Consider the following 15,343-nt stretch of genomic DNA (forward strand, 5'->3'; position numbering starts at 1 on the left):
CCGTGCGCGGATCTAACCGCCGTGCGCGGATCTAACCGCGCCCAATTTTCCATACTGCGGCAACGTTACGCGCTGTCACGCAAATATTCTCGCCCGCCTTTTCCAACGCCTCCGCCAGCGTCTGAACCCGATTAAGCACCGAAAATACAGCGTCGAGCCCGTGCTGATGGACTACGCCGTAATCAGTCGTCATACCGCCAGCCAGCGCGATAACCGGCACCTGAAAACGCTTCGCCACTCTCGCCACGCCTATCGGCGTTTTGCCATAAATGGTCTGGCTGTCTATACGCCCTTCTCCGGTGATAACCAGGTCCGCCCCCTGAACAGCCTCGGCAAGCCGCAAAGCTTCGGTGACAATTTCCACACCGGGCTGCAGGCGGGCATGAAGCAAACCAAACAAAGACGCCCCCATGCCCCCTGCCGCCCCGGCACCTGCTACGGCAATCACATCCTTACCGCTGATGTGCTCCAGCTGTTCGCCATAATGCCTGAGTGCAGTATCAAGCTGCATAACCTGCTCGGGCGTAGCGCCTTTCTGCGGCCCAAAGACCGCTGACGCACCGCGCTCACCGCACAGCGGATTATCGACATCACAGGCCACCAGAATGTCGCACTGTGCCAGGCGGGCATCCAGTTGGCTAACATCAATCTCTGCAAGCTCAGCCAGGGCAGCACCGCCTGCGCAAAGCTCATTACCCTGTGCATCACGAAGCCTGACGCCCAGCGCCTGCATCATGCCGGCCCCGCCGTCGTTGGTTGCGCTGCCACCGATACCAATAATGATTTTACGTGCGCCGCGATCCAGCGCCGCCAGAATAAGCTCCCCGGTGCCAAAAGTGCCGGTCAGCAGCGGATTTCGTTTTTCGGGCGGCACCAGATGCAGCCCTGAAGCGGCCGCCATTTCAATGATGGCTGTTTCGCTATCGCCCGTGATGCCAAAGAAAGCCTCAACAGGCAGCCCCAGCGGGCCGGTCACCGTTACAGGGATAATTTGCCCGTGCGTCGCGGCAACCATCGATTCAACGGTCCCTTCTCCTCCGTCGGCCATCGGCAGCTTGATATACTCTGCGTTCGGGTAAATCTCGCGAAAACCTTGCTCAATGGCCTCGGCGACCTGCATCGCGCTCAGGCTCTCTTTGAAAGAATCGGGGGCAATAACAATTTTCATGGCAACCTCATTAACCCGCTAAATTAAACACACCAAACATCAGGGTTGAAACAAAAGCGATGGCCAAACCAACGGCTGTTTCGTAGGGAAGCAGTTTTAAGCGTTCATGAACCTGCATATTCACGCTGCCCCCGGTGGCATGGAAAAAGCTGCCGTGCGGCATATGGTCAAGCACCGTCGCCCCGGCATGGATCATTGCCGCCCCGGCGAGTGCAGAAATTCCCATATCGACAAGCGTTGAGCTAAACACCGCAGAAGCCACCGCCGTTCCTGCCGTTGTTGATGCTGTAGCCATGGACATCAGCGCCCCGGAAAAAGGTGCCAGAAGGTAGGACGGCATACCGGAGGCCGTTAAACCGTTAATCAGTACATCCTTCAAGCCGGAGTTGGCGATGATCCCGGCCAGCGTTCCGGTCCCCAGCAGCATAATCGCCACCGGAGACATACGCGCCAGCCCCGACACCATAAAATGATTTGTCTGCCGCCACTGCCCCATCACTATAGCCCCAATCAGGCCGCCTATCGGCAACGCAACCAGCGGATCAATCGCAATGCCGGCAATCGGGCGAAGTGCAAGCAGGCAAATAGCTACCAGCGGCGCCGCTATTGCCGCGCCAAACGCAGGCAAGGCCTTTTCTTTTTCCCCGGCAATCAACTCACTGCTGGCAACTTTAGAGCCCCGATGCTGCAACCGCTTCGCCAGAAAATAGGCGAGCGCCAGCCCAAACAGACCCGGTACAACGCCCGCCATCATTAAGTCGGTGAGTGGAACGTGGAAAGCGTCAGCCGCCGCAATCGTATTAGGATTGGGCGACATTACATTGCCGGCCTTCCCGCCGCCAATCATCGCCAGCAGTATAGCCATTTTCGAAATATCGGCCCGGTGGGCAATCGCCAGGGCAATAGGAGAGACCGTGATAACGGCAACATCAATAAATACGCCGACGGCGGTCAGCAACATGGTCGCCACTGCCAAAGCGAACAGCGCCCTTTTCTCACCCACCTTACGGACAATGGTTTCGGCAATTGTGTTGGCTGCCCCGGACTCAATCAGCACGCCCGCCAGTATGCCTGCCCCGAGAATGCGCAGTACCGCATTGGTAATCCCCTGCGCCCCGGTAATCATAAGCGAAAGCGTCTGCACTAAATCAGCGCCGCCAACTAACCCGCCAGCCAGAGCGCCAGCAATCATGCCGTAGGCCGGAGGAACCTTGCGTAAAATTAGGACAATAGAAACAACCAGCGCCACCAGGGCGCCCAGAGCCGAAACCGTGGTCATGAATCACTCCTGTTTTGATTTTTTTAGGGAGATCGAAAGGTACGGCGGGACATTACCCTGAGCGGGCTGCAAATAGCTTGAGAGAAAACACCAGAAAATGGGCGGTGAAAGAAACGTTTTCTTGTGGATTACTACAAATCAGTCGCTGAGCTGCATACCAATAAACAGCTGAAGAGTCGAATCTAACTTATTAATATCTAAAGCCGTTATCGACTCTATTTTACTTAGCCGATAGCGCAATGTATTGACGTGAATATGCAGCAATTTTGTCGTTTGAGACAGATCACAATTCTGTTCAAAATAGCAGCGCAGCGTGCGACGAAGCACGCCTTTCGGATCGGCTTCACAAAGCGTTTTCCATGCTCGCCCCATTTCCTCGGCCTGCCAGCTGCCGGAAAGTCCGTTGAGCAGCACAGGCAATAAAAGATCCTGATAGTACAAAATCGACCGGCCAATTTTTTGCCGTGAAGCCATCTCATGCAGCGCCACGGCGCTAAGCCAGGATCGTCGTAACGCGTCGTCGCCGTCGAAGCATCCCCCAACTGACAGGGTGACTTCAAAATGCGCCAGCAGCTGAGAATGAAGTTTGCGCAGCGTTTTTTTCAGCAATGCCTGCCACTCCTCAGGCCGGCCACCGCCCAGGGGTAGTAGCATTGCGATTTGTTCAAAACCGAATGGCGTGACTAATGCCTGGTTGTCGTAGCCGCCAAGCCGCTCGAGCAGCTCCCGCTGACGCAAAACATCTCGAGAGGGAAAATGAATCATCAGCGCAACCCGTGGCAATTCAAGGTCTACGCCAAGGCCGCTGGCCATAGGGCGCAGTTCCGCCAGACTTTGCTGGCCTGAAATAATCTGCGCGGCGAGCTGCTCCCGGTAGCGCTTTTCCCACTGATTTTGCTCAAGCATTTCCGCCTGCTCAAGGATCAGCTCGGCCGCCATTTTGACCAGTTCGGCATAAGCCTGCACTTTCTCTGGCTCACCAGAAATCCCCACCACGCCAACGATTTTCTGGCGAAAGACGATGGGCAAATTAATACCGGGTTTAACCCCTTTCAGCCGCCGGGCAGAAGCCTCATCAATAATCACGGTCCGGTTTTCCGTCAGCGCCAGGACAGCACCTTCATGGCGCTGATACAGACGGCGTGGATCGCCAGAGGCAATAATCACCCCCTGCTCGCTCATCACATTCACCGAGTGATCGATGATGTTCATGGTGCGCTGGACAATTTGCCGGGCGGTATCTTCTTTCAGGCAAGAGGTCATCATAGCGTTTACCTTGTCGTGGAGAGCGCGAGTGCGTTGGATGCGGCTTATTTTAAATTGTGCTGCTCAAGGAATGACTCTCCGCCCAGCTGGCGCATCTGTCGCAAAATCCACTGCTGGCGCTGGCGAATATAGCCTGAAGGCGCATTAGCCTTAAAACGAATTGGGTTAGGCAGGACGGCGGCGAGCAGCGCTGCTTCGGCAGGTGTCAGGCGGCTAGCTGGCTTGTTGAAGTAACGACGGGAGGCTTCTTCCACGCCGAAAACACCTTCACCAAATTCGGCGATATTGAGATACACCGTCAGAATACGTCGCTTGCTCCACGCGGTTTCGAGCCCCACCGTGAGGCCGGCTTCCAGCCCTTTACGTAGCCAGCTCCGTCCATCCCACAGGAACAAATTTTTTGCGGTTTGCTGGGAAAGCGTCGACGCGCCTCGTACCCTATTTTCGTTGCGTTCATTATGGGCCAGCGCCTTTTCGATGGCATCAGTATCAAAGCCCCAGTGCTCGGGAAATTTTTGATCTTCAGAGGCGATCACTGCCAGCCCCATCCACGGCGAAATATCATCCATGGAAACCCAGTCAGAATGGGCAACGTAACCGAAGTTACCGCTGAACCACGCGCTGAACTGCCGCTCCACCATCACTGCGGAAAACGGCACCGGGAGGAAGCGGAAGGTCATGATGCCCATGAACCAAATCGCCAAAACCGCCAGAACCGCTTTTAACAGCCAGCGTTTAACCCACTGCCACGGCGCGAAACGCCCTTTACTCATGCGCTAAGTTCCAGCACGCGGGCAACCAACTTGTCGATCCCGGCAGCGGCCTCAGCGATATTTTGCGCGAGCATGTAAGCAGGAGTGGTGACAACCTTCTGTTCTTCGTCCACCACGATATCATCCACCGGGCAAGGGATGTGTTCTGCCCCCATGGCTTCCAGTAACTCTGCGGTATCGATGTCGGTGCCGATGGTCAGACGCACAGGCATATCCAGAATCTTTGGCAGCATCGCCGGGGCAATACACATAAAACCGAGCGGCTTGCCCTGTTCGTGGCATTCCCGTGCAACGCGACGGAGATCGACATCAACCTCACAATCTGCCCCCTTTGAAGCAAAAGTGCTTAGATTTTTCGCCGCGCCAAAACCGCCGGGCACAATCAATGCGTCAAGGTTTTCAGACAAAGCTTCACGCAACGGCTGAATATTGCCACGAGTAATACGCGCAGCCTCCACCAGCACGTCGCGAGTTTCTGCTGCAGCTTCGCCGGTTAAATGATCGATCACGTCAGACTGAGGTTTATCCGGCGCGAAGCAAACGGCTTCCGCACCAGCGCGAGAAATGGCCAACAGCGTTAATACGGCCTCATGAATCTCACTGCCGTCATAAACCCCACAGCCGCTCAGCACTACGCCTATTTTTTTCATCCGTCAGTTCCTTTTCGTTCCGGGTGAATCAGTATCAGCCACGTTAATTTGATCGCTATGCTTCACATATTTTACTGATTCACGTAACAAATATTTTAAGGTTTGCTATCTTATATGGCTGACAGCCCGCGAATTGCTGGTTGTGCCGTTCAATAATTCAACGCTAAAAAAGGCGCAACCCTGTTTTCCCTGGTGTTGGCGCAGTATTCGCGCACCCCGGCCTGGCCGGGGTCATTTTTTTCCAGCTTCCGCAACCCACGCTTTTAATACGCTAACGTCATGTTGCCACTCTTGTTTCAGCTCTTCGATCCATTCACCGACATTATCAGACCACGCAGGCAAGTCCGGGGACTGAATTTGCTGGGCAACCTGCTGTAAATGTCGCAAACCAACGGAGCCTGCCGCACCTTTAATTTTATGCCCCTCTTCCACCACGCCTTTGTTATCCCGCGCGGTCATATTGGAATCGAGCACCTCTAAATAACCCGGCATCATTTTTTCAAACATCGCCAGGCCATCGGTAATGAGTTTTGGGCCCACCAGCTCGATATATTGTTCGAGCATCGGAATATCGAGTAATGCTTGCTGTTTTTCACTATCGACTTTTGTCACCACAGGCTCCTTATCCGTTATCTGCTTATCCCAGAATTTTTGGATCATCGACATCAAGGCCGGCACGGCGAGCGGCTTACTCAGCACGTCATCCATCCCGGCCTCAAGATACTCAGTCTTGTTTTTCAGCACGTTGGCCGTGAGCGCCACCAGCGGCGGCAGTTCCTCTTTGCTAAAGCGTTTATTCAGCTCGCGAGAAATATCAAGCCCGGTCATATCCGGCAACTGGATATCCAGCAGCACAAGGTCATATTCGCCCGGTATAAACATCTCCAGCGCATCTTTCCCAGTCATTGCTACGTCAACGCTATTGCCAAGCTTCTCGAGTACAGAACGCGCCACGATGACGTTAAGCTCAATATCCTCCACCAGCAGCACATGCAGGGCTGGCAGCGGCATATCGTCATCTTCCAGCGTGTCTTCCACTTCCTCAGCCACGCTCGGCGCCTGAACGGTCAGCGTGAACAGCGAACCTTCACCCGGCTTGCTGGTCACGGTAATATCCCCGCCCATGCTTTTTGCCAGACGGCGAGAAACCGCCAGCCCAATCCCCGTTCCTGTCGCGGGCTTGCCGCCGTGACTGTCTTTAACCTGATAGTACATAGCAAAGATTTTGTCCTGCTCGTCCACCGGAATGCCAATCCCGGAGTCCTGAACCTCAAAGCGTAGGCAGCTCTCTTCTTCGTAACGAACGCGTACCGTGACTAATCCCCCCTTCGGCGTGAACTTCACGGCATTGCTGATCAGGTTCCAGAGGATCTGGCGCAGACGCGTCCCGTCCGTCACCACCTTGTGCGGCAGCGGCAGCGCTGGGTCCATCACAAATGACAGCCCTTTCTGCTGAGCCTGCAGGCCTGAGAGGTTTTCCAGATCGGCAAGGAAGCTGGTGAAATCCACCGGCTGGTTATCGAGCTGCACTTTGCGGCGCTCGAGCTTATCCATATCAATGATATCGTTGAAAATATTTCCCAGCGTGATGGCCGACACGTGGATCGTTTTCAGGTAATGGGTCTGCTCGGCGGTGAGATCGGTGTCCAGCAGAATACGGCTCAGGCCGACAATGCCATTCAGCGGCGTACGCAGCTCGTGGCTGATGGTGGAGATGAAGGTAGTTTTATCCCGGCTCGCACGTTCCAGCGCATCCTGATAGCGTTTACGCTCGGTAATATCGCGGCCAAAGCCCATCAGCCCGTGGCGTTTACCGACGCGGTCGTAATAAGGCACTTTACGAATTTCAAAGCAGGCTTTGCGGCCATCCGGGTAATCCAGCCACTGCTCATAGGTCAGAGAGACATTATGACGAAACACTTTTTCGTCTGTTTCCAGCACTTTCTCAGCGGCTTCGGCAGAGTACACATCCTGCGGCTTGAGATGGATAAGCTGTTTCTCGCTCTTGCCGGTCAGCAGCTCCATCGCCCGGTTGCAGCCTGAAAACTCCCGGTCTTCGTTGCGGTAGAAGACCAGATCGGGCGAAGCATCAAGGAAAGAGCGCAGGAAAGAGGATTGTTGCTCAAGCCGGATTTGCGTCTCTTCACGCTCCTGCATCTCAACTTTGAGCTGCTCCAGCATGGTCTGGCGCTCGGCCTCCGCTTTGACACGGTCGGCGATTTCCTGGTTTAGCTGGGCGATATTGTCCTTAAGCTGCACGTTCAGAATGAGGTCTCGCTCGCGCATCTCCTCCAGCTTTTCCACCAGCTTCGACAGCCGCTGCCTGGACTCCTCAAGCTGTTCAACCACAACCGACAGGAAGTAAACCGCCCAGGGCGTAATCAATAAACCAAAGAAGATAGAGCGGACAACGTCGATACTTTCAACCTGGCCGCTCAGCAGCATGGTGACGGCCATTTGCACCACCATCGCCAGCACGACCAGCGCCGAGGCCAGCAGCAGGGAGAAGCGCACCAGCCCCAGCTTCACCATAAGATCAACGTAATACTGCGCCAATAACCGAATTTGCTTCATGGAACGATTCCTTCGCCTTGGATGCGCTAAATATACCGCAAAAAGGAACCGGGCTCAGGATTTACGAAAGAACTGAGAGATCCCACGGCGTACCCAGCGCTGACCCCTGCGCCCCGTGCGTCAGCAAATACCTGTCGATATCCACCATCGCTGCCCAGCGGTTTTCACACCATAAAGGCGCAAGCAAGGTTGGGCGCCGGGCATTAGCCGAAATACGATGGAACACGACATCAAGCGGTGTATGGCGAATCATTTCTCCCGCGGTGACGACATACTCATCCAGCGCGATCCCCTCAAGGCGACCAGCCCGCCAGCTTTTGGCCATTATGCTGCCGTCAACAATATGCAAAGGATGCAGCTTCAGGCCGTCCACACCGGTTTCAACCACTTTCTCCAGCGTGTCCATACATTGCTGCTGGCCTTCACCCGGTAAACCGACAATAAGATGGCTGCAAACTTTTAAACCTCTCGCTCGGGCCCGGCGGGTGGTTTCCTGATAACAGGCAAAATCGTGCCCCCGGTTGATACGGTGCAGCGTTTTGTCATTCGCCGTCTGTAACCCCAGCTCCAGCCATACCTCATAGCCCTGTGCATGATAATCGCTTAGCAAATCCAGCACGCTGTCGGGCACGCAGTCAGGCCGGGTACCGACGCACAGCCCCACGATGCTGGTCTGGCTCACCGCCTGCTGGTACATCGACCGCAACACCTGCACTTCAGCCCAGGTGCTGGTATAGGCCTGGAAATAGGCCAGATAACGCTGAGCGCGGTTCACCCGGCAGGCCTGGTGTGCGAGCTGCTCAGCGATGGAATTGTGCTGCTGCGTTTCGTCAGCGAAAGAGGCCACGTTGCAAAAAGTACAGCCGCCTCGCCCGATAGTCCCATCGCGATTGGGGCAACTGAAACCACCATGCAGCGTGAGTTTATGGACTTTTTGCCCATAGCGACGAGAGAGATCGCCGCCAAACATATTGACTAATTTCTGTAACTGCATAATCTGATGGGCCGTCCCGAAAAAGGGACCTAGCCTGCCATTTTCTTCTCGCACCGGCGATGACCTGGATCAATCGCTTCGGCGCAGCCTTATCTATTGCATATAAACTCAAAATAAGTGCAACTCTATTCACATAACACTTGATTACTTTTCCTTATGACGCCACCCTTTATTTAAAGAATATGACGAACGGTGAAAAACAGTGTCATGCTGCACTCCGCGGGGGTTAAGCAGCATATCATGCTGGCAATATCATTCATACCAGCATGGTCTGGAGTTTCACGGCCTTTCGGATAGTGAGGACGATCACATAACACTCGGCGTTCACCGTCGTCCCCTCACAGCCAAAAAAGCAAAAAAAACCATTAAATTCATTTAATTAAGCCACTCTTAGTACGATTCCGTATAAATAAGAATGCCATTTGACCTGTGTGCTCTTTCCCGATAAGTTGGAAATCCGCTGGAAGCTTTCTGGATGGGTTCTGTGCCCATCATATTTATGCAGTAATTGAGATTCCCTCTAAAGCAAGTCCTCAACACTTGTGACACCGGATGCGTTGGACATTAAGAGGGCGACACGCGAGGCAAGCGTATGATGCGCAAACCCCGTCGCCATGCCCTTGCTGCGTCCACGCGCAAACGGTTGGGAGTAACGTAGAGCCTGGGGAGGTTCACTGATATGTTGTACGATAAATCCCTTGAGAAGGATAACTGTGGTTTCGGCCTGATCGCCCACATAGAAGGCGAACCTAGCCACAAGGTAGTGCGTACCGCTATTCACGCGCTAGCCCGCATGCAGCACCGTGGTGCCATCCTTGCCGACGGTAAAACCGGCGACGGTTGTGGCCTGCTGCTGCAAAAACCCGATCGTTTCTTCCGCATTGTTGCAGAAGAACGCCAGTGGCGTTTGGCCAAGAACTATGCCGTTGGCATGATTTTCCTGAACCAGGATGACGCGCTTGCCCGCGCCAGCCGCCGCATTGTTGAAGAAGAGCTGCAAAACGAAACCCTGTCTATTGTTGGCTGGCGTGAAGTGCCGGTGAACAAGGACGTGCTCGGTGAAATCGCCCTCTCCTCTCTGCCACGTATTGAACAAATATTCGTTAACGCCCCGGCGGGCTGGCGCCCTCGTGATATGGAACGCCGCCTGTTTATCGCCCGTCGCCGTATCGAAAAACGTATCCAGGAAGATAAAGACTTCTATATCTGCAGCCTGTCTAACCTGGTGAACATTTATAAAGGTCTGTGTATGCCGGCTGACCTGCCGCGCTTCTACCTGGACCTGGCGGACCTGCGCCTGGAATCGGCCATTTGCCTGTTCCACCAGCGCTTCTCCACCAACACCGTGCCACGCTGGCCGCTGGCTCAGCCGTTCCGCTATCTGGCGCACAACGGCGAAATCAACACCATCACCGGTAACCGCCAGTGGGCGCGCGCCCGTACCTATAAATTCCAGACGCCGCTGATCCCCGATCTGCACGACGCTGCGCCGTTCGTGAACGAAACCGGCTCCGACTCCAGCTCCATGGATAACATGCTTGAGCTGCTGCTGGCCGGCGGGATGGATATCGTGCGCGCCATGCGTCTGCTGGTTCCGCCTGCATGGCAGAACAACCCGAACATGGATCCTGAGCTGCGCGCCTTCTTTGACTTTAACTCCATGCATATGGAGCCGTGGGATGGCCCGGCCGGGATCGTGATGTCTGACGGACGTTTCGCCGCCTGTAACCTGGACCGTAACGGCCTGCGTCCGGCGCGCTACGTGATCACCAAAGACAAGCTCATCACCTGCGCCTCTGAAGTCGGGATCTGGGACTACCAGCCGGATGAAGTGGTAGAGAAAGGCCGCGTTGGCCCGGGTGAGCTGATGGTTATCGACACTCGCGTCGGGCGTATTCTGCACTCCGCTGAAACCGATGCCGAGCTGAAAAGCCGCCATCCGTATAAAGAGTGGATGGAGAACAACGTTCGCCGCCTGGTGCCGTTTGAAGACCTGCCGGATGAAAAAGTAGGTTCGCGGGAGCTGGACGACGATACGCTTGCCAGCTATCAGAAACAGTTTAACTACAGCAGCGAAGAGCTGGATTCAGTGATCCGCGTGCTGGGCGAGAATGGCCAGGAAGCCGTGGGTTCAATGGGCGATGACACCCCATTTGCCGTGCTTTCCAGCCAGCCACGCATTATTTACGATTACTTCCGCCAGCAGTTTGCGCAGGTGACCAACCCGCCAATCGATCCGCTGCGTGAAGCGCACGTTATGTCCCTGGCCACCAGCATTGGCCGTGAAATGAACGTCTTCTGCGAGGCAGAAGGCCAGGCACACCGCCTGAGCTTTAAATCGCCGATTCTGCTGTGGTCTGATTTCCAGCAGCTCACCACGCTGGAAGAGGAACACTATCGCGCCGATACGCTCGACATCACCTATGACGTGACCGAGAAGTCGCTGCACGAAACGGTGATGGCGCTGTGCGACGAAGCTGAACGCATGGTTCGGAATGGCACCGTCTTGCTGGTGTTGTCCGACCGTAATATTGCGAAAAATCGCCTGCCGGTTCCGGCCCCGATGGCCGTAGGCGCCATCCAGACTCGCCTCGTTGAGAAGAGCCTGCGCTGCGATGCCAACATCATTGTTGAAACCGCCAGCGCCCGCGATCCGCACCACTTCGCCGTGCTGCTGGGCTTCGGTGCGACCGCTATCTACCCGTATCTCGCCTATGAAACCCTGGCGAAGCTGGTCGACAACGGCGCCATCGATAAAAACTACCGCACAGTGATGCAAAACTACCGCAACGGCATCAACAAAGGGCTGTACAAGATCATGTCCAAAATGGGCATCTCGACTATCGCCTCTTACCGTTGCTCTAAGCTGTTCGAAGCGGTGGGTCTGCATAAAGAAGTGTCCGAGCTTTGCTTCCAGGGTGCGGTCAGCCGCATCGGCGGGGCAGGCTTCGGCGACTTCCAGCAGGATCTGCTGAACCTGTCCAAACGCGCCTGGCTGGTACGTAAGCCGTTGGATCAGGGTGGCCAGCTGAAATTCGTTCACGGCGGGGAATACCACGCCTATAACCCGGACGTAGTGCAGACGCTGCAAAAAGCGGTGCAAAGCGGCGAGTACAGCGACTATCAGCAATACGCGAAACTGGTTAACGAGCGCCCGGTCGCCACGCTGCGCGATATGCTTGCGCTGAATCCGCAGGACGAGTCCGTCAAAATTGAAGACGTTGAGCCAGCGACCGAGCTGTTCAAACGCTTCGATACCGCGGCAATGTCCATCGGCGCTCTGAGCCCGGAAGCACACGAATCCCTGGCTGAAGCGATGAACAGCATCGGCGGGAACTCTAACTCCGGCGAAGGCGGCGAAGATCCGGCGCGCTACGGCACCAATAAAGTGTCCCGTATCAAGCAGGTTGCTTCCGGCCGCTTCGGGGTGACGCCTGCCTACCTGGTTAACGCCGACGTTATCCAGATTAAAGTTGCGCAAGGCGCGAAGCCGGGCGAAGGCGGTCAGCTACCGGGCGATAAAGTGACGCCTTATATCGCCAAGCTGCGCTACTCCGTGCCGGGCGTGACGCTGATTTCCCCTCCGCCTCACCACGATATTTACTCTATCGAGGATCTGGCGCAGCTGATTTTCGACCTGAAGCAGGTTAACCCGAAGGCGATGATTTCCGTGAAGCTGGTTTCCGAACCGGGCGTCGGCACCATCGCAACGGGCGTAGCCAAAGCCTATGCGGACCTGATTACTATTGCCGGCTACGACGGCGGTACTGGGGCAAGTCCACTGTCATCCGTGAAATACGCGGGCTGCCCGTGGGAGCTTGGTCTGGTGGAAACCCAGCAGGCACTGGTGGCTAACGGCCTGCGCCATAAGATTCGTCTGCAGGTGGACGGTGGCCTGAAAACCGGCCTCGACATCATCAAGGCAGCAATTCTTGGAGCAGAAAGCTTCGGCTTCGGTACCGGGCCAATGGTTGCGCTGGGCTGTAAATACCTACGAATTTGTCACCTGAACAACTGCGCTACCGGCGTGGCAACTCAAGATGACAAACTGCGTAAAAACCATTACCACGGCCTGCCGTTCAAAGTGACCAACTACTTTGAATTCATCGCCCGCGAAACCCGAGAACTGATGGCGCTGCTGGGCGTGAAACGTCTGGTTGATTTGATTGGCCGTACCGACCTGCTGAAAGAGCTGGACGGGTTTACGGCGAAGCAGCAGAAGCTGGATCTCTCTGCCCTGCTGAAAACGGCTGAACCGATGCCGGGCAAAGCGGTGTACTGCACCGAGCATAACCCACCGTTCGATAAGGGCGACCTTAACGCACAGCTGCTGAACCAGGCACAGGCGTATGTAGACGACAAGCAGAGTAAAACGTTCTGGTTTGATATTCGCAACACCGACCGTTCGACTGGAGCTTCGCTCTCCGGCTACATTGCCCAGCAACATGGCGATCAAGGCCTGGCGTCTGACCCAATCAAGGCGCACTTTAACGGCACCGCAGGCCAGAGCTTCGGCGTCTGGAACGCGGGCGGCGTTGAGCTGCACCTGACCGGCGATGCCAACGACTATGTCGGTAAAGGTATGGCGGGCGGGCTGATTTCTCTGCGTCCACCGGTAGGCTCAGCCTTCCGCAGCCACGAAGCGACCATTATCGGCAACACCTGCCTGTATGGTGCCACCGGCGGGAAGATGTATGCCGCAGGCCGTGCAGGCGAGCGTTTCGCGGTGCGTAACTCCGGGGCGATCACCGTGGTTGAAGGCATAGGCGATAACGGCTGTGAATACATGACCGGCGGCATCGTCTGTATTCTGGGCAAAACGGGGGTTAACTTCGGGGCCGGTATGACGGGCGGTTTCGCCTACGTACTGGACGAAGACGGTGAATTCCGCAAACGCGTGAATCCGGAACTGGTTGAATTACTGAATGTGGAAGAGCTGGCGATTCATGAAGAGCACCTGCGAGGCATGATCACCGAACACGTTCAGCTGACCGGCTCCCAGCGCGGCGAAGAAATCCTGGCCAACTGGCCGGCATTCGCCTCGAAATTCACCCTGGTTAAACCGAAGTCCAGTGATGTTAAAGCATTGTTGGGTCACCGCAGTCGTTCCGCAGCTGAGCTGCGGGTGCAGGCGCAGTAAGAGGTCACGATGAGTCAAAACGTTTATCAATTTATCGACTTGCAGCGCGTTGATCCGCCGAAGAAGCCGCTGAAGATCCGCAAAATTGAATTTGTGGAAATCTACGAGCCGTTCTCTGAGGGGCAGGCCAAGGCTCAGGCCGACCGCTGCCTCTCCTGCGGTAACCCGTACTGCGAGTGGAAGTGCCCGGTTCATAACTACATTCCAAACTGGCTGAAGCTGGCCAATGAGGGGCGCATTATTGAGGCAGCCGAGCTGTCTCACCAGACCAACAGCCTGCCGGAAGTCTGCGGCCGCGTCTGCCCTCAGGACCGTCTTTGCGAAGGCTCCTGTACGCTGAACGACGAGTTCGGGGCGGTGACTATCGGTAACATCGAGCGCTATATCAACGATAAAGCGATTGAGATGGGCTGGAAGCCGGACCTGACCGGCGTGAAGCAAACCGGTAAACGCGTGGCTATCATCGGGGCAGGCCCTGCCGGGCTTGCCTGTGCCGACGTTCTGGCACGTAACGGCGTGAAGGCGGTGGTTTACGACCGACACCCAGAAATCGGCGGTCTGCTGACCTTCGGTATTCCAGCCTTTAAGCTGGAAAAAGAGGTGATGACCAAGCGTCGCGAAATCTTCAGCGGGATGGGGATTGAATTCAAACTCAATACCGAAGTGGGCCGCGATGTGCAGATGGACGAGCTGCTGAGCGAATACGATTCCGTGTTCCTGGGCGTCGGCACCTATCAGTCGATGCGCGGTGGTCTCGAAAATGAAGACGCGCCTGGCGTGTATGACGCCCTGCCGTTCCTCATCGCCAATACCAAGCAGATCATGGGCTTCGGCGAAACAGCTGAAGAGCCGTATGTCAGCATGGAAGGTAAACGCGTTGTCGTGCTGGGCGGCGGGGACACCGCTATGGACTGCGTGCGTACTTCAGTGCGCCAGGGTGCAACCCACGTGACCTGTGCCTACCGTCGTGACGAAGAAAATATGCCGGGCTCTAAACGCGAAGTGAAAAACGCGCGCGAAGAAGGCGTGGAGTTCCAGTTCAATCTGCAGCCGCTGGGCGTGGAAATTAACGCAAATGGCCGGGTGTGCGGTGTGAAAGTGGCCCGTACCGAGCTGGGTGCGCCGGATGCGAATGGCCGTCGTCGCCCGGAGATCGTCGCCGGCTCCGAGCACGTATTGCCTGCCGATGCGGTGGTAATGGCCTTCGGTTTCCGCCCTCACAGCATGACCTGGCTGGAGCAGCACAGCGTTGAGCTGGACAGCCAGGGGCGCATTCTCGCACCAGAAGCTAGCGAGAACGCTTTCCAGACCAGTAACCCGAAAATCTTCGCCGGTGGCGATGCGGTTCGTGGTTCCGATCTGGTGGTCACCGCTATTGCTGAAGGGCGTAAGGCGGCTGACGGGATCCTGAACTTCCTCGAAGTATAAGCGTTAAAATCTGGCGGCTCAGGCTGCCAGATTGCGCCGAATCCTCCATAAAAAAAGCCAGTCTTTCGACT

Annotated in this window: 9 protein-coding genes; 2 read left to right on the forward strand and 7 right to left on the reverse strand. The window is 55.8% G+C overall.

Features of this window, described 5'->3' with window-relative positions:
- Nucleotides 1-31: 31 nt before the first annotated feature.
- The 7 genes from WFN87_RS12105 to WFN87_RS12135 form a co-directional block, all read right to left on the reverse strand.
- Nucleotides 32-1,168: a glycerate kinase gene (locus WFN87_RS12105; RefSeq protein ID WP_336982900.1), complete on the reverse strand. Its 1,137-nt coding sequence runs from the start codon at nucleotides 1,166-1,168 to the stop codon at nucleotides 32-34.
- A 10-nt stretch (nucleotides 1,169-1,178) separates the two neighbouring features.
- Nucleotides 1,179-2,447, reverse strand: a complete 1,269-nt coding sequence (locus WFN87_RS12110) for a GntT/GntP/DsdX family permease (protein ID WP_166995010.1) — start codon at nucleotides 2,445-2,447, stop codon at nucleotides 1,179-1,181.
- A 138-nt stretch (nucleotides 2,448-2,585) separates the two neighbouring features.
- A complete protein-coding gene (locus WFN87_RS12115) occupies nucleotides 2,586-3,713 on the reverse strand; it encodes a sugar diacid recognition domain-containing protein (RefSeq protein ID WP_336982899.1) in 1,128 nt (375 codons plus the stop codon).
- 44 nt (nucleotides 3,714-3,757) lie between these two features.
- Entirely contained in the window at nucleotides 3,758-4,486 is a 729-nt protein-coding gene (mtgA, locus tag WFN87_RS12120; RefSeq protein WP_166995006.1) for a monofunctional biosynthetic peptidoglycan transglycosylase, read from the reverse strand.
- Complete coding sequence (elbB, locus tag WFN87_RS12125; protein WP_336982898.1) at nucleotides 4,483-5,136, reverse strand: isoprenoid biosynthesis glyoxalase ElbB; 654 nt, start codon at nucleotides 5,134-5,136, stop codon at nucleotides 4,483-4,485. Before elbB ends, mtgA begins: the two co-directional genes overlap by 4 nt.
- A gap of 231 nt (nucleotides 5,137-5,367) precedes the next feature.
- Nucleotides 5,368-7,710, reverse strand: a complete 2,343-nt coding sequence (arcB, locus tag WFN87_RS12130; protein ID WP_008454851.1) for an aerobic respiration two-component sensor histidine kinase ArcB — start codon at nucleotides 7,708-7,710, stop codon at nucleotides 5,368-5,370.
- A gap of 61 nt (nucleotides 7,711-7,771) precedes the next feature.
- The gene (locus tag WFN87_RS12135; protein WP_336982897.1) at nucleotides 7,772-8,704 is read right to left on the reverse strand and encodes a TIGR01212 family radical SAM protein; all 933 of its coding nucleotides are present in this window, start codon (nucleotides 8,702-8,704) and stop codon (nucleotides 7,772-7,774) included.
- 679 nt (nucleotides 8,705-9,383) lie between these two features.
- Between WFN87_RS12135 and gltB the strand changes: the two genes are divergently transcribed.
- Entirely contained in the window at nucleotides 9,384-13,844 is a 4,461-nt protein-coding gene (gltB, locus tag WFN87_RS12140; protein WP_336982896.1) for a glutamate synthase large subunit, read from the forward strand.
- 9 nt (nucleotides 13,845-13,853) lie between these two features.
- Nucleotides 13,854-15,272: a glutamate synthase small subunit gene (locus WFN87_RS12145; RefSeq protein ID WP_008454857.1), complete on the forward strand. Its 1,419-nt coding sequence runs from the start codon at nucleotides 13,854-13,856 to the stop codon at nucleotides 15,270-15,272.
- Nucleotides 15,273-15,343: the final 71 nt, after the last annotated feature.

The organism is Cedecea sp. AS113 (assembly GCF_037152415.1).
Lineage (GTDB): Bacteria > Pseudomonadota > Gammaproteobacteria > Enterobacterales > Enterobacteriaceae > Cedecea.

What these genes read in the sequence shown, in the direction of transcription:
- WFN87_RS12115 (WP_336982899.1), bottom strand. Translation starts at nt 3,713, where the DNA reads ATGATGACCTCTTGCCTGAAAGAAGATACCGCCCGGCAAATTGTCCAG.
- WFN87_RS12105 (WP_336982900.1), bottom strand. Translation starts at nt 1,168, where the DNA reads ATGAAAATTGTTATTGCCCCCGATTCTTTCAAAGAGAGCCTGAGCGCG.
- mtgA (WP_166995006.1), bottom strand. Translation starts at nt 4,486, where the DNA reads ATGAGTAAAGGGCGTTTCGCGCCGTGGCAGTGGGTTAAACGCTGGCTG.
- gltB (WP_336982896.1), top strand. Translation starts at nt 9,384, where the DNA reads ATGTTGTACGATAAATCCCTTGAGAAGGATAACTGTGGTTTCGGCCTG.
- WFN87_RS12135 (WP_336982897.1), bottom strand. Translation starts at nt 8,704, where the DNA reads ATGCAGTTACAGAAATTAGTCAATATGTTTGGCGGCGATCTCTCTCGT.
- WFN87_RS12110 (WP_166995010.1), bottom strand. Translation starts at nt 2,447, where the DNA reads ATGACCACGGTTTCGGCTCTGGGCGCCCTGGTGGCGCTGGTTGTTTCT.
- elbB (WP_336982898.1), bottom strand. Translation starts at nt 5,136, where the DNA reads ATGAAAAAAATAGGCGTAGTGCTGAGCGGCTGTGGGGTTTATGACGGC.
- arcB (WP_008454851.1), bottom strand. Translation starts at nt 7,710, where the DNA reads ATGAAGCAAATTCGGTTATTGGCGCAGTATTACGTTGATCTTATGGTG.
- WFN87_RS12145 (WP_008454857.1), top strand. Translation starts at nt 13,854, where the DNA reads ATGAGTCAAAACGTTTATCAATTTATCGACTTGCAGCGCGTTGATCCG.